Raw genomic sequence first — 15,712 nt, 5'->3', positions numbered from 1 at the left:
CCGGCACCCAAGGACGGAAGGAGGGTAGACATGGCTCTCTCTTGGGCGCGATGCCGTGAAAAATGGCGCGGAAGCGACGGCGCGGAGGAGTTAGACGCCCCGCGGCAGGTGGGGCTGACCGGGGGATTCAGGACGTCTACCGTCCGGTCAGACCAGCGCGAGGACGGCGTCGCTGACGGTGCCGACGAGCGTCTCCCAGACGGAGAAGCCGGTGGCGATGGCGAGCAGGGTGTCGACGGCGAAGAAGCCGAACAGGGCGGCCGCGCCGAGGTACGCCTTGCGCGTGTCGACCCGGCCCGAGAAGCGGTGGAAGAAGTACGCGTTGGCGATGCTCACGGGGATGATGGCGAGCATCTCACCCACCCAGATGGCCGAGGTCGCGCCGTACTGCAGGGCCAGTCCGATGGTGACGACTTGGGTCTTGTCACCGAACTCGCCCGCGGCCATCATGGCGAAGATGGGCAGAAAGCCGCCGAAGCCCTGCGTCGACAGTTCGCGGCCGAACACCGTCGGCGCGTCGTCGAACCCGGAGACGCCGCCGTCGGTGGTCGCGACCTCGCTCCCCGCGGACGCGTCGGGCGCGGAACGGTAGAGCAACACCGCGAACGTGGCGAACAGGACGGCGGTGATGGCGTCGAGCGCGGCCGGCGGGAGCGCGCTCTTGAGCGCCTGCCCGAGCATGATTTCGAGGGCCGTCCAGAGTGCGAACGCCGACCCCGCGGCCGCGACGACGACCTTCGGGTCGAAGCGGGTCGAGAGGCCCGCGATGATGAACTGGACCTTCTCGCCCGGCAGGACCGCAAGTTGGGAGACGAGGGCGATGACGAGAATCTCCCACCAGCCGGTCACGCAGGCGACACCTCCTCGCTACTCGGCTCGTCGGGCGGTCGGACGCGAATCGTTCGGGCCACGGACTCCGGGAGACTCTGCTCGCGACCGTCGTCGCCGACGCGCACCGTCACCATCCCGAAGGGGGCGATGTCGGTCACTTCGATGGTCGTGCCGGGTGTGACGCCGGCCTCGGAGAGGTACTCCAACTCCGCGGGGTCGCGGTCGCTGACGCGGGCGACCACGAGGCGGTCGCCGACCTCGCACTCGGAAAGCGCCGACAGCCCCGAGGAGTCCGGCGGCGTGAGGTCGGCGCTCGGGATGGGGTCGCCGTGGGGGTCGACCTCGGGTTCGCCGAGGGCGGCCGCGACCCGCTTTTCGAACTCCTCGCTGATGTGGTGTTCGAGCGCGTCTGCCTCGTCGTGGACCTCGCTCCACGAGTAGTCGAGGTGCTCCGTGAGATACGCCTCCAAGAGGCGGTGGTGGCGGAGGACTTCCAGCGCGACGGTCTCGCCTTCCGTGGTCAGTTCGACGCCTTTGTACTTCTCGCGGTCGACCAGCCCGCGGTCTTCGAGCTTTCCGACCATGCTCGTCACGGTCGGCGGCGTCTTCCCGAGGTACTCCGCGATGTCGGAGGTCGAAACCGGCGGCCCCTGCTCCATCTGGAGCGTGTAGATTGCCTTCAGGTAGTCCTCCATCACGTCGCTCAACATACCACGGATTAGATGCGTCTAAAGTAAAAGTCTGATGGAGGTAACGTGGGCGTTCGAACGGGGAACCAGCCGGCCGAAGCGGTCCTCAGACGCCCTGTCCCATCAGGTGACTGCGGAGGATGTCGGCGTTCTTCGTCCCGGACTCGGTGTTGACGACGACGACCGTGTCGTCCTCGTCGAACTCGTCCGCGAGTTCCCACGCGCCGGCGAGCGCGACGCCGCCCGCGGGGCCGACCTCGACGCCGGCGGACTGAGCGGCAGTAACGGCGGATTCGAGCGCGTCGTCGTCGCTGACGGCGACGGCCACACCGCCGGACTCGCGGACGGCGCGGAGCGCGAGCGACCCGCCCGCAGGGTCGGGGATTTCCAGTTCGCCGACGATGGTGTCCGGGTGGTTCCACGCCTCGTGGGCGTCGCTGTCGGCCTCCCACGCGGTGGTGACCGGCGAGCACCCGACGGACTGCGCGGCGACGAGTTTGGGGACCGACTCGACCAGTCCGAGTCCGACGAGGTCGGAAAAGCCCTTGTAGACGCCGTAGGCGAGTTCGCCGGTCGAGACGGGGACGACGACCCAGTCGGGCACCGACCAGTCGAGGCGCTCTGCGACCTCGTAGGCGATGGTCTTCGCGCCGTCGTGGCGGTAGGGATTGTCGAACTCCTGCAGGGTGTACCAGTCGCTTTTGAGCTGTTCGTGAAGCGCCGAGAGGGCGGCGGGGTAGCGCCCGCCGACGACCTTCATCTGGCCGCCGTGGACGTTCACCATGGCCTTGTTCGGGAACGGCGTCCGCGAGGGGACGAAGCCGTAGGAGCGAGCGTCCACGAGGCCCGCGTAGGAGGCCGCCGACTGCGCGCCGTTGCCGGGCGAGGCGTGCGCGACGACCTCGGCGTCGGCCTCACGCGCGGCGGTGACGGCGAGCGAGAAGCCGCGGTCGAGAAACGTCCCGGTCGGGTTTCGGCCCTCGTCCTTGATGAGGAGCGAACCGACCTCGGCCTCCTCGCCGAGCGCGTCGGCCGAAACAAGCGGCGTCGCGCCCTCGTTGGCCGTCACCGGCTCCGCGAAGGGGAGCAGTTCGCGGTAGCGCCACATCGTATCGAAGGGGCGCTCGGCGAGCGTCTCGGCGTCCCACTCGACCGCGTCGAGGTCGTAGGTGGGGTCAAGCGGCGCGCCGGCGTCGCTCGCGCCGGTCGCGTCCGCGTCGTACTCGTCGCCGGTCTCCGTGCACACCAGCCCGGAGAAGGTGTCGGACGTCTGCATGGGCGGGGCTTACGGGGGGAGGGACTAAGCCCTTCCCGTCGGTCGATGGTCGCCACCCGTAGCGGCTTTGTGTCGCCCGTCCGAGAGACGAGGTATGGACGATAGCCACATCGCGGTCGTCGGCGCGGGCCTCGCTGGCCTCGTCGCCGCGCGACACCTCGCCGCCGCCGGGGCCGACGTGACCGTCGTGGAGCGGCGCGACGGCGTCGGCGGACGGGTCCGCACCCGGACGAAAGACGGCTTCACGCTCGACCGCGGGTTCCAGGTCCTCATCACCGACTACCCCGCGGTCCGACGGGAACTCGACCTCGACGCCCTCGACCTCCGGCGGTTCACGCCCGGCGCGACCATCTGCCGACCGAGCAGACGCGCGGTCCTCTCGGACCCCTTCCGCGACATCGGGAGCCTGTTCGAGTCCGTCCGCAACCCGGAGGTGACGACGAGCGACAAGCTCCGGACGCTGGCGCTCAGACAGGACGTGAGCACCCGCGACGAGGAGGGAATCTTCGCCTCGGCGGACCGGAGCATCCGGTCGTATCTCCGCGACTGGGGCTTCTCCGAAGACTACATCGAGCACTTCGTCGCGCCCTTCTACGGCGGCATCACGCTCGACCGCTCGCTCTCCTCGTCGAAGCGGGTGTTCGAGTACACCTTCAAGATGCTCTCGACGGGGAGCACCGCGGTCCCCGCGGCGGGGATGCAGGCGGTTCCCGAGCAACTCGCCGACGCCGCCCGCGACGAGGGCGCGACCGTCCGCCTCGGCAAGCGCGTCGAGTCGGTCGAGTCCGACGGCGACGGCGCGGTCGTCACCACGGGCCGCGAGTCGCTCGAAGCCGACGCGGTCGTCGTCGCCACCGACCCCAAGGAGGCGCGCCGACTGACCGGGGTCGGGTCGATTCCGACCGAGGCTCACGGCTGTGTCACCCAGTACTACACGCTCCCGAGCGGGAGCGGCCTCGACGCGGGCAAGCGCATCATGCTCAACGCGCCGAGTCCCGACCCCAACACGGTCGTCCCGCTGTCGACCGTCGCGCCGGAGTACGCCCCGCCGGGCGCTGAACTCCTGAACGCGACGTTCCTCGGCGCGGCCGCACAGGACAACTCCGAGGAAGAACTGTTCGAGAAGACTCGGCGGACGCTCGAAGCGTGGTACCCCGATCGCTACTTCGACGACCTCGAACTCCTCCACACCGACTACATCTCCTTCGCGCAGTTCACCCAACCGCCGGGCGTCCACGAGTCGCTTCCGGACGCCCGCGACGCCCCCGGCCGGGCGTACCTCGCCGGCGACTACACCGCGTGGTCGTCGATTCAGGGCGCGATGCGGAGCGGGAAAGAGGCGGCCGACGCCGTCCGCGACGACCTCTCCTGAGCCGGTGCGCGCCTTTCGGAGCGGTCTGCCTACCTTCTGTGGCGGTCAGTCGAGTGACCGCGCGGGACCGTCTTCGCGCGGCAGTTCGGCCTTGCGAGTGCGCTCGCCCGCGAACGAGAGCCCGTTCGTCGGGAGCGGCTTCGAAGACAGGCGCGCCGCGCCGTATCGGTAGACGAGCACGCCGACGAACAGCCACGCGGCCGCGGCCAGAGCGGCCTCGGCGGGGAGCAGGCCGTCACCACTAATTCCCGTCGAGAGGAAGACCGAGGTCGCGTTCCAGACCGAGTGGAACGCGACGGGGACAAGGACGCGCCCGCCGGACTCGTTGTAGAGCCAGGTCGTGACGACGCTGATTCCGACGACCGACACGAGGTAGAAGGCGAACGACGTGCCCGCCTGCGAACTCCCGGGCATGGCGAAAAGCGGCGCGTGCCACGCGGCCCAGACGACGCCGATGACGAGGGACGCGCGGAACGCGCCGAGTCGCCGCTGGAGGACCGGCAGTCCGAATCCACGCCAGCCCGGTTCTTCGAGTCCGCCCCTGATGAACGACGAGACGAGGAGCGCCGCGAACAGGGTCGCCGGACCGAGCGCCGCGGACTCGAACGTCCACCCGAGCGCGACGGTGAACGCGAGGGTCGCGCCGAACAGGACCGGGGGGAGGACCGCGGCGGCGACCCAGACGAACGGCGGCGCGCGGGGACTCACGACGTGACGAAGCCACGGGCGAAGGTCGCCGGTGGCCGCGGCGACGACGATGGCGGCGAGGAACGGCCCGAACCCGCCCGCGAGGACGAGCAACGACACGGGAACGATGCGCTCGGCGCTGACGAGGAGCGCCGCCGGGACCCACGCGAGCCACGTGAAGAGGAACGTCAGCGCGACGAAACTGACGAATCGGTGCGTTCGAACGGCGGTGGCGATGGCGGGCATGACGACTAGCAGTACGTCGCCGCGAGCCAAAGCCACCAATCTCGGTTCTCGTCGGGCGAGAAGCAGAAGTCGGTCTCTGCGGGCTAAAACGCCCGGAACCGACGGCTCAGAGCAACCGACGGAGCTTCCCCAGCGGCGGGAACGTGAGCGTCTCGCCCGCCTCCGCGTCGCGGACGAGCGGCCTGAAGTCGTCCGCGTCGCGCACCAGCGGCGAGTCGAAGTCGGCCCCGCGCATCCGGTTGACTTCGACGCCCGCGGCGAGGCGGGTGAACGCCGGGAGCATCAGCACGTCGCCGCCGCGGTAGGCGTCGGGGCCGTAGAGGACGCAGGGCCGTCGCCGACCCTCGATAGCGAGCGTCGGGTGGTCGTGTCCGACGACGTACCGGTCGGCGTCGCCGTCGGGCTCGCGGTGGCCGTGGCAGACGACCGTCTCGTCGGCGAGGCGGTACTCGTCGTGTACGTCTCCCGACCAGCCCTCCGCGAGCATCGTGTCGTGGTTGCCGGCGACGAACACCGGGTCGGAACCCGCGTCGACGCACGTCTCTGCGAGGACTTCGAGGGCCGCGACGTGGCGCTCCGAGACGCGGTCGAACCGGTGGAGCACGTCGCCGGCGAAGACGACCTCGCCGGGGGCGAACTCGGCGCAGTAGGCTTGCAGGCGCTCCGCGAGGTCGGTCCCCTCGCCGAGCGGAAAATCGACCGCCGACGCGTCGGCTCGGCCGACGTGGAGGTCCGAGAGGACGAGCGCGTCGGCGTCGGGAAAGAAGACGGCGCGCTCGCGGACGGAGACGCGGGTCACGACCGAGTGGAAGGGCGTCGGAGACAAATCTCCACCGGCAGCGCGCGACGAGGCGAACGCTCGCGGGAGGCCGGCGAAGTTGGGGGCAGAGCCAGCGTCGGAGCAGGGGCCTTTTTAGTCGGTGCGTCCCACGTTCGGCACATGAGCGGCGCACTGGAGGACAAGCGCACCGCGACCCGCTTTCGCATCCTCGCCGAGATAGCCGACCGGCAACCGGCCGTGAGTCAGGGCGAAATCGCCGAGGCGGTCGGGGTGACGAGCCAGGCGGTCTCCGAGTACATCCGCGACCTCGTCGAAGACGGGCTCGTCGAAAAGCAGGGCCGGTCGCGCTACCGCGTGACGAAAGAGGGCGTCGACTGGCTGTTTCAGGAGGCGCGCGCCCTCCAGCGGTTCGCCGAGCACGTCACCGACGACGTGCTGGAGAGCGTCAACGAGGACGCCGCAATCGTCACCGACGACGTCGCGGCCGGCGATACGGTGACCCTGTCGCTCCGCGACGGTCTGCTACACGCCACGCCCGGCGACGACGGGCCGGCCATCGGGGTCGCCACCACCGACGCCGAGGCGGGCGACGCGGCCAGCGTCACCGGCTTCGAGGGCGTCATCGAGATGGAACCCGGCTCGGTCCGCGTGCTGCAGGTGCCGCCGGCGCGAGTCGCCGAGTCCGACGCGGTCGACGCGGACGCGCTCGCGGCGGCGTGCGACGAGGCCGACATCGTCGTCGCCGCGGGCGTCGAGGCGGTCGTCGCCTGCCGCCACGCGGAAGTCGATGTCAGAACGTGGTTCGCGCCGGGCGAAGTCGCCGCCGACGCCGCGGCCCGCGGACTCGACGCCGCGGTCGTCGCCAGCACCGACACCGCCGGGCGCGTGACCGACGCGCTCCGCGACGCGGGCGTGCTGTTTGAAGTGACGGAGCCGTAGCTCCGCGCCGGTTTCGGGTTTTCTCGACCTCGAATTCGCCGCTTAACTCTCCGCGTGTTCCCGCGCCATCGTGTACGCCTCCCGTAGCTCCCGGAACCGCTCTCGGTCGCCCCCGTGGTCGGGGTGTACGTCTTTCACCCGCGCGCGATAGGCGTCTCTGACGGCGTCCGAAGAGGCGTTCGCGGGGAGGTCGAGCCGGTCGAACGCGGCCGACACGGGGTCGTCGAGGTCGGCCAGTTCGGGCTCGATGTCCGGCACGTCGAAGGGGAGCCGCCGGCCGAGTTGGCCGCCGGGCATCTCGTGTTCGCAGAGGACGGCGTAGACGCCGGCGCGTTCGAGGCGGAAGAACGCCTGCGCGTCGAAGGTGATGGCGACGCCGCGGTCGGGGAGGAAGAACGCCACCGTCTCGCCGCGGACCGGGCGGTCCTCGACGAACCGCTCGTCGATGGCGGTGAGGTAGTCGCGGATTTCGTGGCGGCGGCGGCCCGTCCCGTCGACGCGGGGGCCGCGGGAGACCCGCCGCTCCGGGAAGACACGACCGCCGACGACGAAGACGCCGGCGACGACGACGGAGGCGACCGCACCCGCGGCGAGGCCGACGAGGAGCCACGGCGGGAGCAGAAAGACCCACTCCGGAAGCACGCTAGAAATCACGGGACGAGCGATTATGAACCCCTCGCTGCCCGTACCGATTTGCCGCCGGCGGCCCACGCGTTGGTATGCGACCGATTCGCTTCGAGGAGGCCGACAGCGCGGAGCGCACGCAAATCGGCGAGGGACTGACGCGACCGGCCGTCGCCGCCGGGCGACTGGAGACGGGCCGCGCCGAGGGGAAGTACTTCCTCCGACACGACGACGGCTGTGCGGTCTGCGGGAAGCCGGTCGAAGCGGGGTCGCCGTTCTATCTCGACCCGGACGCCGGCGAAATCCTCTGCGAAGAACACGGACGGGCGCGCCGAGAGTCATGAGAACGGCCGTTTCCGGGTCGACGCCGCAATTTCATACTCGCCTTCGAGTGAGTTTTCATTCATACTTGTTTCGTTCGCAAACTTCTTTATCGGGGTGCGGGACCATACGAACATCACATGGCTGTAGTCTGGCTGGACGACGTACGGGCTGACGACCTCGACCTGGTCGGCGGGAAAGGCGCGTCGCTGGGCGAACTAACCGGTGCGGGGCTTCCCGTCCCGCCGGGATTCGTCGTGACGGCGGGCACGTACCGCGCGTTCATCGAGGACGCGGGCATCGACGACGAGCTGTTCGCCGCGGTCGAGGTCGACCACGAGGACTCCGAGGCGCTGCAGGCGGCCCACGAGACGGCGCACGACCTCATCATGGAGACGCCGATGCCGGACGACGTGCGGGAGGAAATCCTCGACGCCTACCGGAGCGTCGGCGAGGGCGACGCCTTCGTCGCCGTCCGGTCGTCCGCGACGGCCGAGGACCTGCCGGACGCCTCCTTCGCGGGCCAACAGGAGACGTTCCTGAACGTCACCGAGGAGGACCTCCTCGACCGCGTCAAGGAGTGTTGGGCCTCGCTGTTCTCCGAGCGCGCCATCTACTACCGCAACCGCAAGGGCTTCCCCCACGACAAGGTCGACATCGCGGTGGTCGTCCAGCAGATGGTCGACGCCGAGAAGTCCGGCGTGATGTTCACCCGACACCCCTCGACCGGCAAGAAGGAGATTATCATCGAGGCCGCGTGGGGCCTCGGCGAAGCCGTCGTCTCCGGCACCGTCTCGCCCGACAACTACGTCATCAGCCGCGAGACCGGCGAGGTCGAGACGGCGACCATCGCGGACAAGAAGACGATGTGCGTCCGCGACGAGGAGAGCGGCGAGACCGTGATGCGCGACGTGCCGAACGACCGCCGCCACGAGCGCGTCCTCACCGACGACGAGGTCTCCCGCCTGCTCGAACTCGGCGAACTGGTCGAAGACCACTACGAGACGCCGCAGGACGTGGAGTGGGCCGTCTACGAGGGCGAGGTCTACATGCTCCAGTCGCGCCCGATTACGACTATCGCCGAGGCTGACGACGGCGAGGAAGACGAGAGCGACAGCGGACGTTCGCGGGCGGCCGCGACCGGCGACGACGTGCTCATCCGCGGCCTCGGCGCGAGCCCCGGCATCGCCTCCGGTCGCGCCCGCATCGTCACCAAGCTCGACCACCTCGACCAGGTCGCCGAGGGCGACATCATCGTCACCGAGATGACCATGCCCGACATGGTGCCCGCGATGAAGCGCGCCGCCGGCATCGTCACCGACGAGGGCGGCATGACCTCCCACGCGGCCATCGTCTCCCGCGAACTCGGCGAGCCCGCGGTCGTCGGCACCGGCGACGGGACGAAGACCCTCGAAGACGGCGAGGTCGTCACCATCGACGGCGACAAGGGAACCGTCCGCGAGGGCGAAGAGCCCGAGGAGAAACAGCGCCAGCCCGTCGAGGAGGCCCGCCCCAAGACGCCCGTCAAGCCGATGACCGCGACCGAGGTCAAGGTCAACGTCTCCATCCCCGAGGCGGCCGAGCGCGCCGCCGCAACGGGCGCTGACGGCGTCGGCCTGCTCCGCATCGAACACATGGTCCTGACGCTCGGCAAGACCCCCGAGCGGTTCATCGAGCAGAACGGCGAGCGCGCCTACGTGGACGAAATCGTCTCGGGCGTCCGCGAGGCCGCAGAGGAGTTCTACCCGCGACCGGTCCGCGTCCGCACCCTCGACGCGCCGACAGACGAGTTCCGACAGCTCGAAGGCGGCGAGAACGAGCCGCGCGAGCACAACCCGATGCTCGGCTACCGCGGCATCCGCCGCGGCCTCGACAACCCGAGCGTCTTCCGCCTCGAACTGCAGGCGTTCCGCCGCCTGTTCGACATGGGCTACGACAACCTCGAAGTCATGTTCCCGCTCGTCAACGACGCCGAGGACGTGCTGCGGGCGAAAGAGCACATGCGCGAGGCCGGCATCGACCCCGAAAAGCGCGAGTGGGGCGTCATGATAGAGACGCCGGCCGCGGCGCTCTGCATCGAAGAACTCGCCGACGCCGGCATCGACTTCGCCTCGTTCGGCACGAACGACCTGACGCAGTACACCCTCGCGGTGGACCGCAACAACGAGCACGTCGCCGACATCTACGACGAACTGCACCCGGCGGTGCTCAAACTCATCGGCGACACCGTCGAGACGTGCCGCGAGGTCGGCGTGAAGACGAGCATCTGCGGGCAGGCCGGCTCGAAGCCCAAGATGGTTCAGTTCCTCGTCGACAAGGGCGTCAGCTCCATCTCGGCCAACATCGACGCCGTCCGCGACGTGCAACACGAGGTCAAGCGCGTCGAACAGCGACTCCTCCTCGATTCGGTTCGCTGACCCCGGCGAACGTCGAGGGCCGACCACCCGCGTTCCGTCTTTTCTCGTCCCCGTAGCGGTGGCCGTCGGCTGGGCGACGCGGCGCAATGGAGCGGAACCGATATACTGGGTGTGGTTATAGTGGGATGCATGCAGCGCGCGGCACCGCAGGAGTTCGACCGCGTCCTCTCTTCGATGTGCACCCGACCGCACCCGGCCGCCCGGAAGGCCGCAGAGCGGTTCTTTGCCACCAATCCCGGCGACCCGGCGACCTATCAGGCCGTCGCCGCCCTCGAAGAAGACGCACTCTCGTACCTCGGCGACATCACCGGCCTCTCGGCCCCCCACGGCTACGTGACGAGCGGCGGGACCGAAGCCAACATCCAGGCCATCCGAGCCGCGCGCAACCACGCCCGCGACGACGACCCGAACGTCGTCGCCCCCGAGAGCATCCACTTCAGTTTCCAGAAGGCCGCCGACGTGCTCGACGTGGAACTCCGAATCGTCCCCGTCGACGACGACTACCGCGCGAACGTCGCGGCCGTCCGCGAGGCCGTCGACGACCACACCGTCCTCGTCGCCGGCGTCGCCGGCACGACCGAGTTCGGCCGCGTCGACCCGATACCCGAGCTGACCGCGGTCGCCCACGACGCCGGCGCGCTGATGCACGTCGACGCCGCGTGGGGCGGGTTCATCCTCCCCTTCACCGACCACGAGTGGTCGTTCGCTCACGCGCCAATCGACTCGATGACCATCGACCCCCACAAGTACGGGCAGGCGGTCGTCCCCGCCGGCGGCCTGTTGTTCCGCGACAAGTCGGTCGTCGACTCGCTGGCGGTCGACACGCCGTACCTCGAATCCGCGTCGCAGGCGAGCCTCACCGGGACTCGAAGCGGCGCGGGCGTCGCCTCCGCGGCCGCCGCGATGCGCGAACTCTGGCCCGACGGCTACCGCGACGCCTACGAGCGCCAGCAGGCGAACGCCGAGTGGTTCTACGACGAACTCCGCTCTCGGGGCTACGACGCGGTCGAACCGGACCTCCCGCTGGTCGCCGCGAGCGTCCCCGACGAGCAGTTCGAGTCGCTCCGGGACCTCGGCTGGCGCATCTCGCGGACCGCGAGCGGCGAACTCCGCATCGTCTGCATGCCGCACGTCTCCCGCGAGTCGCTCCGGGCGTTCCTCTCGGACCTCGACGACCTCCGGTCGACCCCGACGCGCAACTGAGCCGGTCCGAACCTGAAAACTTACAACCGACTGGCTTCGACCCTCTCGTGTGTCTCTCACCGCGTTCGCATCGCTCGCAGACCTGACGCTCAGTCTGTACCCCGACTTTTCGTGGCTCTCGTCGCTCGTCGAGACGGCCACGGGCTGGGTCGGGTTGGTCATCATCTTCGCGTACTCGTTTCTCATCGCCTTCGCCCTCCCCGGCGTAAGCGAAATCGTCCTCGCCGCGCCGCTCGACCTCGGGCTCCCCTACGGCGCGAAGCTGGCGGTCATCATCCTCGTCAGCGGCGCGGGCAAGGCCGCAGGAAGCGTCTTCGCGTTCCACATCGGCCGCCAGACGAAGGAGTCGGGCTACGTCGAGCGGGCGCTCGAACGGCTCCCGGTCGACGTGATGGGCTGGACCGAGCGCAAGGCCGTCCAAATCGCACAGAACTGGGGCTTCGCCGGCCTCGCGGCCGCGCTCTGCGTGCCGGGCTTTCCCGACACGCTCTCGATTTACGCGTTTTCGGTCCTCGAAGACGACTACCTCAAGTTCGCGGCCGCGACGTTCGTCGGCTCCTGCGGTCGACTCGTCGTGACGGTCATCGGAATCGAGGCCGCGCTGGCGTTCCTCTGAGCGGAGCGCACGCGCGGGTCGGTCACCCCGCCGTCGTTGTCGCGTCGCCGTCAGTACCGCTGTCAGCCGCTCGTTTCTGCCCCCGTCGCTGTCTCCGAGGTCGCTTCGAACGACTCGACGGACGCGTAGTTGACGACGACGAACGCGACGAAGAGGATGGCTGCGAGCGCCGCGAACGACAGCGACAGCGTCCGGCACGTGGCCGCGGACAGGCCGAGGCGTCGGCCGACCGACTCGATCGCGAAGAGTCCGGCGAGCGCGAGCGAGACGCCGATAGCGAGAATCCAGCCGCCACCGAGGGGCGACTGCGGGACGAGGAGGAGGCCGTAGCCGGAGACGAACAGGCCGAGGAGCACGGCGAACACGGCGGCGAAGCCGACGCTCCGTGCGGGTTGGGAGGCGGTAGTCGTAGTCACGACGGAGAGAGCGTCGGTCGACGAGATAGCGGTTGCGTGACTCGTGTTGGCGCGTCGCCGACGCGTTCGGTCGTGACCGGTCGAGTGCGGCGGTCCCGAGCGCTCCCAACGATTTATACGCCTGCTCGGCTTCAGTACCGGTGTGACCGGGACGGGTCTCCCCGACAACATGCGTATGCGCGCGTTCTTTTAGCCGTGGGTGGACCCGCCTCCGGCCGTCGACTCGGTAACGTGAGACGACGGTCGGGTCCGGCGAACCTCGGGGCGATATCGCACCGCCAGACAGACGCATCCGAAGCGGCGGGCTTTAGGCCCGCTTCCGAGATACACGACACATATGAGTCACGAGGACTTCCCCACGGAGAAGCCAGCGGTGGTGACGTGTGGACTGCCGTACGCCAACGGCGACCTCCACATCGGCCACCTCAGAACGTACGTCGGCGGCGACATCTACAGTCGCTCGCTGCGAACACTCGGCCAAAAGACGGCCTTCGTCAGCGGGTCGGACATGCACGGCACGCCCGTCGCCGTCAACGCCGAGAAGGAGGGCGTCACGCCCGAGGAGTTCGCGCTCCGCCACCACGAGAAGTACGAGGCGACGTTCCCCCGCTTCAACATCGAGTTCGACAACTACGGCCACACCCACGACGAGACGAACACCGAACTGACCCAGGAAATCGTCCGCACGCTCGAAGCCGAGGGCTACGTCTACGAGAAGGAGATTCCGGTCGCCTACGACCCCGAAGCGGACCAGTGGCTCCCCGACCGCTTCGTCGAGGGCGCCTGTCCGTACTGCGGCGCGCACGCCCGCGGCGACGAGTGCGACGAGGGCTGCGGTCGCCACCTCGAACCCGGCGAAATCGAAGCCCCGACCTCGACGCTCACTGGCAACGCCGCGGAGTACCGCGAGCGCGAGCACAAGTTCTTCGCGGTCTCCGACCTCCAAGACTACCTTCAGGAGTTCATCGACCGCCTCGAAGGCACCTCGAACGCCCAGAACCAGCCCCGCGAGTGGATCGAGGGCGAACTGCAGGACTGGTGTATCACCCGGGACATGGACTGGGGCATCGACTACCCCGGAGAGGAGGGTGACGACCTCGTGCTGTACGTCTGGGTCGACGCGCCCATCGAGTACGTCTCTTCCACCAAGCAGTACACGGAGCGCGTCGGAGCCGACACGTTCGACTGGGAGGCCGCGTGGAAGGAGTCCGGCGACATCGTCCACATCATCGGCCGCGACATCATCCAGCACCACACCGTGTTCTGGCCGGCGATGCTCCGCGGCGCGGGCTACGTCGAACCGCGCGCGGTCATGGCCTCCGGCTTCATCACGCTCAACGGCAAGGGCTTTTCCACCTCGCGCAACCGCGCCGTCTGGGCCGACGAGTACCTCGACGAGGGCTTCCATCCCGACCTGCTTCGGTACTACCTCGCCACCAACGGCGGGTTCCAGCAGGACGTGGACTTCTCGTGGTCGAAGTTCAAAGACCGCGTGAACAGCGAACTCGTCGGTACGGTCGGCAACTTCCTCTACCGGTCGATGCTCTTCGCGTACCGCAACTTCGAGGGGACGCCGGATGTCTCCGAGTTACACTCGGAGGCCAGTGAGACGGAGTCTCGCGCTGCGGAGGTGTCCGAGGAAGTCGAAGCCCGCATTCAGGAGGCCATCGACGAGTTCGAAGCCGGCATCAACGACTACTCGGTCCGGAAGTCCGGCAACGCCGCCGTCCGCCTCGCGCAGTTCGGCAACGAGTACATCCAGCGCAACGAGCCGTGGAAGCTCACCGACGAGGACCCCGAGGCCGCGGCGCAGGTCATCCGCGACTGCGTGCAGATTGCGAAGGCCATCGCCGTGCTGTTCTTCCCCGTCGCGCCGGACAAGATGCAGGCGCTCTGGGAGCAACTCGGCGAGGACGGGTCGGTGGCCGACACCGGCGTCGACGCCGCCTTCGAGGCCCCGCCGGCGTCCTTCGGCGAGCCCGAGGCGCTGTTCGAGAAAATCGAAGACGAGCGCGTCGAGGAGCTCAACGAGAAGCTCGAAGCGCGCGTGGCCGAGACGGAATCCGAAAGCGACGAGTCCGACGAGGACGCGGAGGAGAACATGGACGCAGACTCCGACGCTGACGCCGACATCGACTTCGAACCCCTCGCCGACGACCGCATCAGCTTCGAGGACTTCCAGGGCCTCGACATCCGCGTGGGCGAAATCGTCGCCGCCGAGGGCATCGACGGCGCGGACAAGCTCGCCAAACTCACCGTCGACATCGGCGTCGAAGAGCGTCAAATCGTCGCCGGCATCAAACAGCTCCACGACCTCGACTCGCTCGCCGGGTCGAAGGTCATCATCGTCGCCAACCTCGAGAAGGCCGAACTGTTCGGCGTCGAGTCCAACGGGATGCTGTTAGCCGCGGGCGACGAGGCCGACATCCTGACCACCCACGGCGACGCCGTCCCCGGCACGAAGGTCCAGTAAGCGACCGTCCGCGACCCGATACGCGACCGCTCGCGACCCGTTTTTTCGACGCGCCGTCTCGACCGCGCCACCGCCCTCGTATCAGGCGTGGACCACAGCGCCTAACTGCGCCGACTCCCGAGCGTCGTCCATGCGAATCGGAAGACGGGAAGCGGTCGGAATCGTCGTCGCGCTCGCGGTGTTCGCGGGCGTCGTCGCCGCGGTCACGGGCGGCGGCGCTGGCACCCTGACCGTCGAGCGCGTGGACGAACTCCCGCAGGGACAGGGCGCGGTGGCCTTCGGCAACCTCGACCCCGACCAGCGCGAGACGTTCGAGGAGGCAGTCTCGACCGGCGAACCGGCGGCGATACCGAACGAGGCCGCGAGAAACGAGTTCGCCGACCCCGGCTACGTCCGGTACGACGGCGACATCTACCGGACGACCGTCTCCGGCTGAGTCGGCGTTCGACGCTCGAATCCCGCGCCACAATCGGAGCCGATTTGAGCGGCGACGATGGAGCGCCGCCATGCGACTCAGCGTGTTACTCGCCGTGGCGCTCGTCGTCTCGACGGGCTGTCTCGGCGGCACGAGCGGGACCGCGAGACTGAGCGTCGCCCGGGTCGACGACCTCCCGCAGGGCGAGGGCGCCGTCTCGTACCAGAACCTCGCGCCGGCCCAGCAGTCGGCGTTTCGCGAGGCGCTCGGAGGCGAGACCGTGACCCTCCGAGAGGGAACGGACAGAAACGAGTTCCGCGACCCCGGCTACGTCAGATACGACGAGAGAATTTACCGAACGACCATTATAGTTTCGTGAGGGCGACCGAGCGGTCAGTTCGATAGG

The 15,712-nt window shown here is 68.9% G+C and carries 16 protein-coding genes; 9 read left to right on the top strand and 7 right to left on the bottom strand.

The window, feature by feature from the left end; genetic code table 11:
* Positions 1-147: 147 nt before the first annotated feature.
* The 3 genes from BN984_RS10395 to BN984_RS10385 all read right to left on the bottom strand — a co-directional run bounded on the left by BN984_RS10395 (position 148) and on the right by BN984_RS10385 (position 2,796).
* A complete protein-coding gene (locus BN984_RS10395; protein WP_049968171.1) occupies positions 148-849 on the bottom strand; it encodes a TMEM165/GDT1 family protein in 702 nt (233 codons plus the stop codon).
* On the bottom strand, positions 846-1,541 hold the full coding sequence (locus tag BN984_RS10390) for a metal-dependent transcriptional regulator (RefSeq protein ID WP_049913377.1): 696 nt from the start codon (positions 1,539-1,541) through the stop codon (positions 846-848). The genes BN984_RS10395 and BN984_RS10390 overlap by 4 nt, the downstream gene beginning before the upstream one ends.
* A gap of 85 nt (positions 1,542-1,626) precedes the next feature.
* The gene (locus tag BN984_RS10385; protein ID WP_049968170.1) at positions 1,627-2,796 is read right to left on the bottom strand and encodes a threonine synthase; all 1,170 of its coding nucleotides are present in this window, start codon (positions 2,794-2,796) and stop codon (positions 1,627-1,629) included.
* A 94-nt stretch (positions 2,797-2,890) separates the two neighbouring features.
* Between BN984_RS10385 and BN984_RS10380 the strand changes: the two genes are divergently transcribed.
* Entirely contained in the window at positions 2,891-4,168 is a 1,278-nt protein-coding gene (locus BN984_RS10380; protein ID WP_049968169.1) for an FAD-dependent oxidoreductase, read from the top strand.
* 45 nt (positions 4,169-4,213) lie between these two features.
* Here BN984_RS10380 and BN984_RS10375 read toward each other — a convergent pair whose 3' ends face one another.
* Entirely contained in the window at positions 4,214-5,137 is a 924-nt protein-coding gene (locus tag BN984_RS10375; RefSeq protein WP_233514184.1) for a CPBP family intramembrane glutamic endopeptidase, read from the bottom strand.
* A 70-nt stretch (positions 5,138-5,207) separates the two neighbouring features.
* Positions 5,208-5,900: a metallophosphoesterase gene (locus tag BN984_RS10370; RefSeq protein ID WP_049968167.1), complete on the bottom strand. Its 693-nt coding sequence runs from the start codon at positions 5,898-5,900 to the stop codon at positions 5,208-5,210.
* A 141-nt stretch (positions 5,901-6,041) separates the two neighbouring features.
* On the opposite strand from BN984_RS10370, the gene BN984_RS10365 reads away from it, so the two are divergent.
* On the top strand, positions 6,042-6,821 hold the full coding sequence (locus tag BN984_RS10365; protein ID WP_049968166.1) for a DUF7839 domain-containing protein: 780 nt from the start codon (positions 6,042-6,044) through the stop codon (positions 6,819-6,821).
* A gap of 42 nt (positions 6,822-6,863) precedes the next feature.
* On the opposite strand, the gene BN984_RS10360 is transcribed toward BN984_RS10365, so the two are convergent.
* Positions 6,864-7,463, bottom strand: a complete 600-nt coding sequence (locus tag BN984_RS10360; RefSeq protein ID WP_008092287.1) for a J domain-containing protein — start codon at positions 7,461-7,463, stop codon at positions 6,864-6,866.
* 77 nt (positions 7,464-7,540) lie between these two features.
* Between BN984_RS10360 and BN984_RS10355 the strand changes: the two genes are divergently transcribed.
* The 4 genes from BN984_RS10355 (at position 7,541) to BN984_RS10340 (ending at position 12,002) form a co-directional block, all read left to right on the top strand.
* Positions 7,541-7,789, top strand: coding sequence for a hypothetical protein (locus BN984_RS10355; protein WP_008092285.1), 249 nt, complete (start codon positions 7,541-7,543; stop codon positions 7,787-7,789).
* A 117-nt stretch (positions 7,790-7,906) separates the two neighbouring features.
* Entirely contained in the window at positions 7,907-10,183 is a 2,277-nt protein-coding gene (gene ppsA, locus BN984_RS10350) for a phosphoenolpyruvate synthase (RefSeq protein ID WP_049968165.1), read from the top strand.
* Positions 10,184-10,312: 129 nt separating this feature from the next.
* Positions 10,313-11,386 carry a tyrosine decarboxylase MfnA gene (gene mfnA / locus BN984_RS10345; RefSeq protein ID WP_049968164.1) on the top strand — a complete coding sequence of 358 codons (1,074 nt, stop codon included), beginning with the start codon at positions 10,313-10,315 and terminating at the stop codon, positions 11,384-11,386.
* Positions 11,387-11,435: 49 nt separating this feature from the next.
* The gene (locus BN984_RS10340) at positions 11,436-12,002 is read left to right on the top strand and encodes a YqaA family protein (RefSeq protein WP_008092282.1); all 567 of its coding nucleotides are present in this window, start codon (positions 11,436-11,438) and stop codon (positions 12,000-12,002) included.
* Positions 12,003-12,064: 62 nt separating this feature from the next.
* On the opposite strand, the gene BN984_RS10335 is transcribed toward BN984_RS10340, so the two are convergent.
* A complete protein-coding gene (locus tag BN984_RS10335; RefSeq protein WP_008092280.1) occupies positions 12,065-12,418 on the bottom strand; it encodes a hypothetical protein in 354 nt (117 codons plus the stop codon).
* 337 nt (positions 12,419-12,755) lie between these two features.
* Here BN984_RS10335 and metG point away from each other — a divergent pair, with 337 nt between their 5' ends.
* From metG to BN984_RS10320, 3 genes are all read left to right on the top strand, one after another.
* Entirely contained in the window at positions 12,756-14,891 is a 2,136-nt protein-coding gene (gene metG / locus BN984_RS10330) for a methionine--tRNA ligase (protein ID WP_049968163.1), read from the top strand.
* 130 nt (positions 14,892-15,021) lie between these two features.
* Positions 15,022-15,327 carry a hypothetical protein gene (locus BN984_RS10325; protein ID WP_008092278.1) on the top strand — a complete coding sequence of 102 codons (306 nt, stop codon included), beginning with the start codon at positions 15,022-15,024 and terminating at the stop codon, positions 15,325-15,327.
* Between the two features lie 70 nt (positions 15,328-15,397).
* On the top strand, positions 15,398-15,685 hold the full coding sequence (locus BN984_RS10320; RefSeq protein ID WP_008092277.1) for a hypothetical protein: 288 nt from the start codon (positions 15,398-15,400) through the stop codon (positions 15,683-15,685).
* Positions 15,686-15,712 lie beyond the last annotated feature (27 nt).

Source organism: Haloferax prahovense (assembly GCF_000723845.1).
GTDB classification, from domain to species: Archaea; Halobacteriota; Halobacteria; order Halobacteriales; family Haloferacaceae; genus Haloferax; species Haloferax prahovense.
Note: the sequence above shows the minus strand (reverse complement) of the source record. Positions and strands in the feature narration are given on the sequence as shown.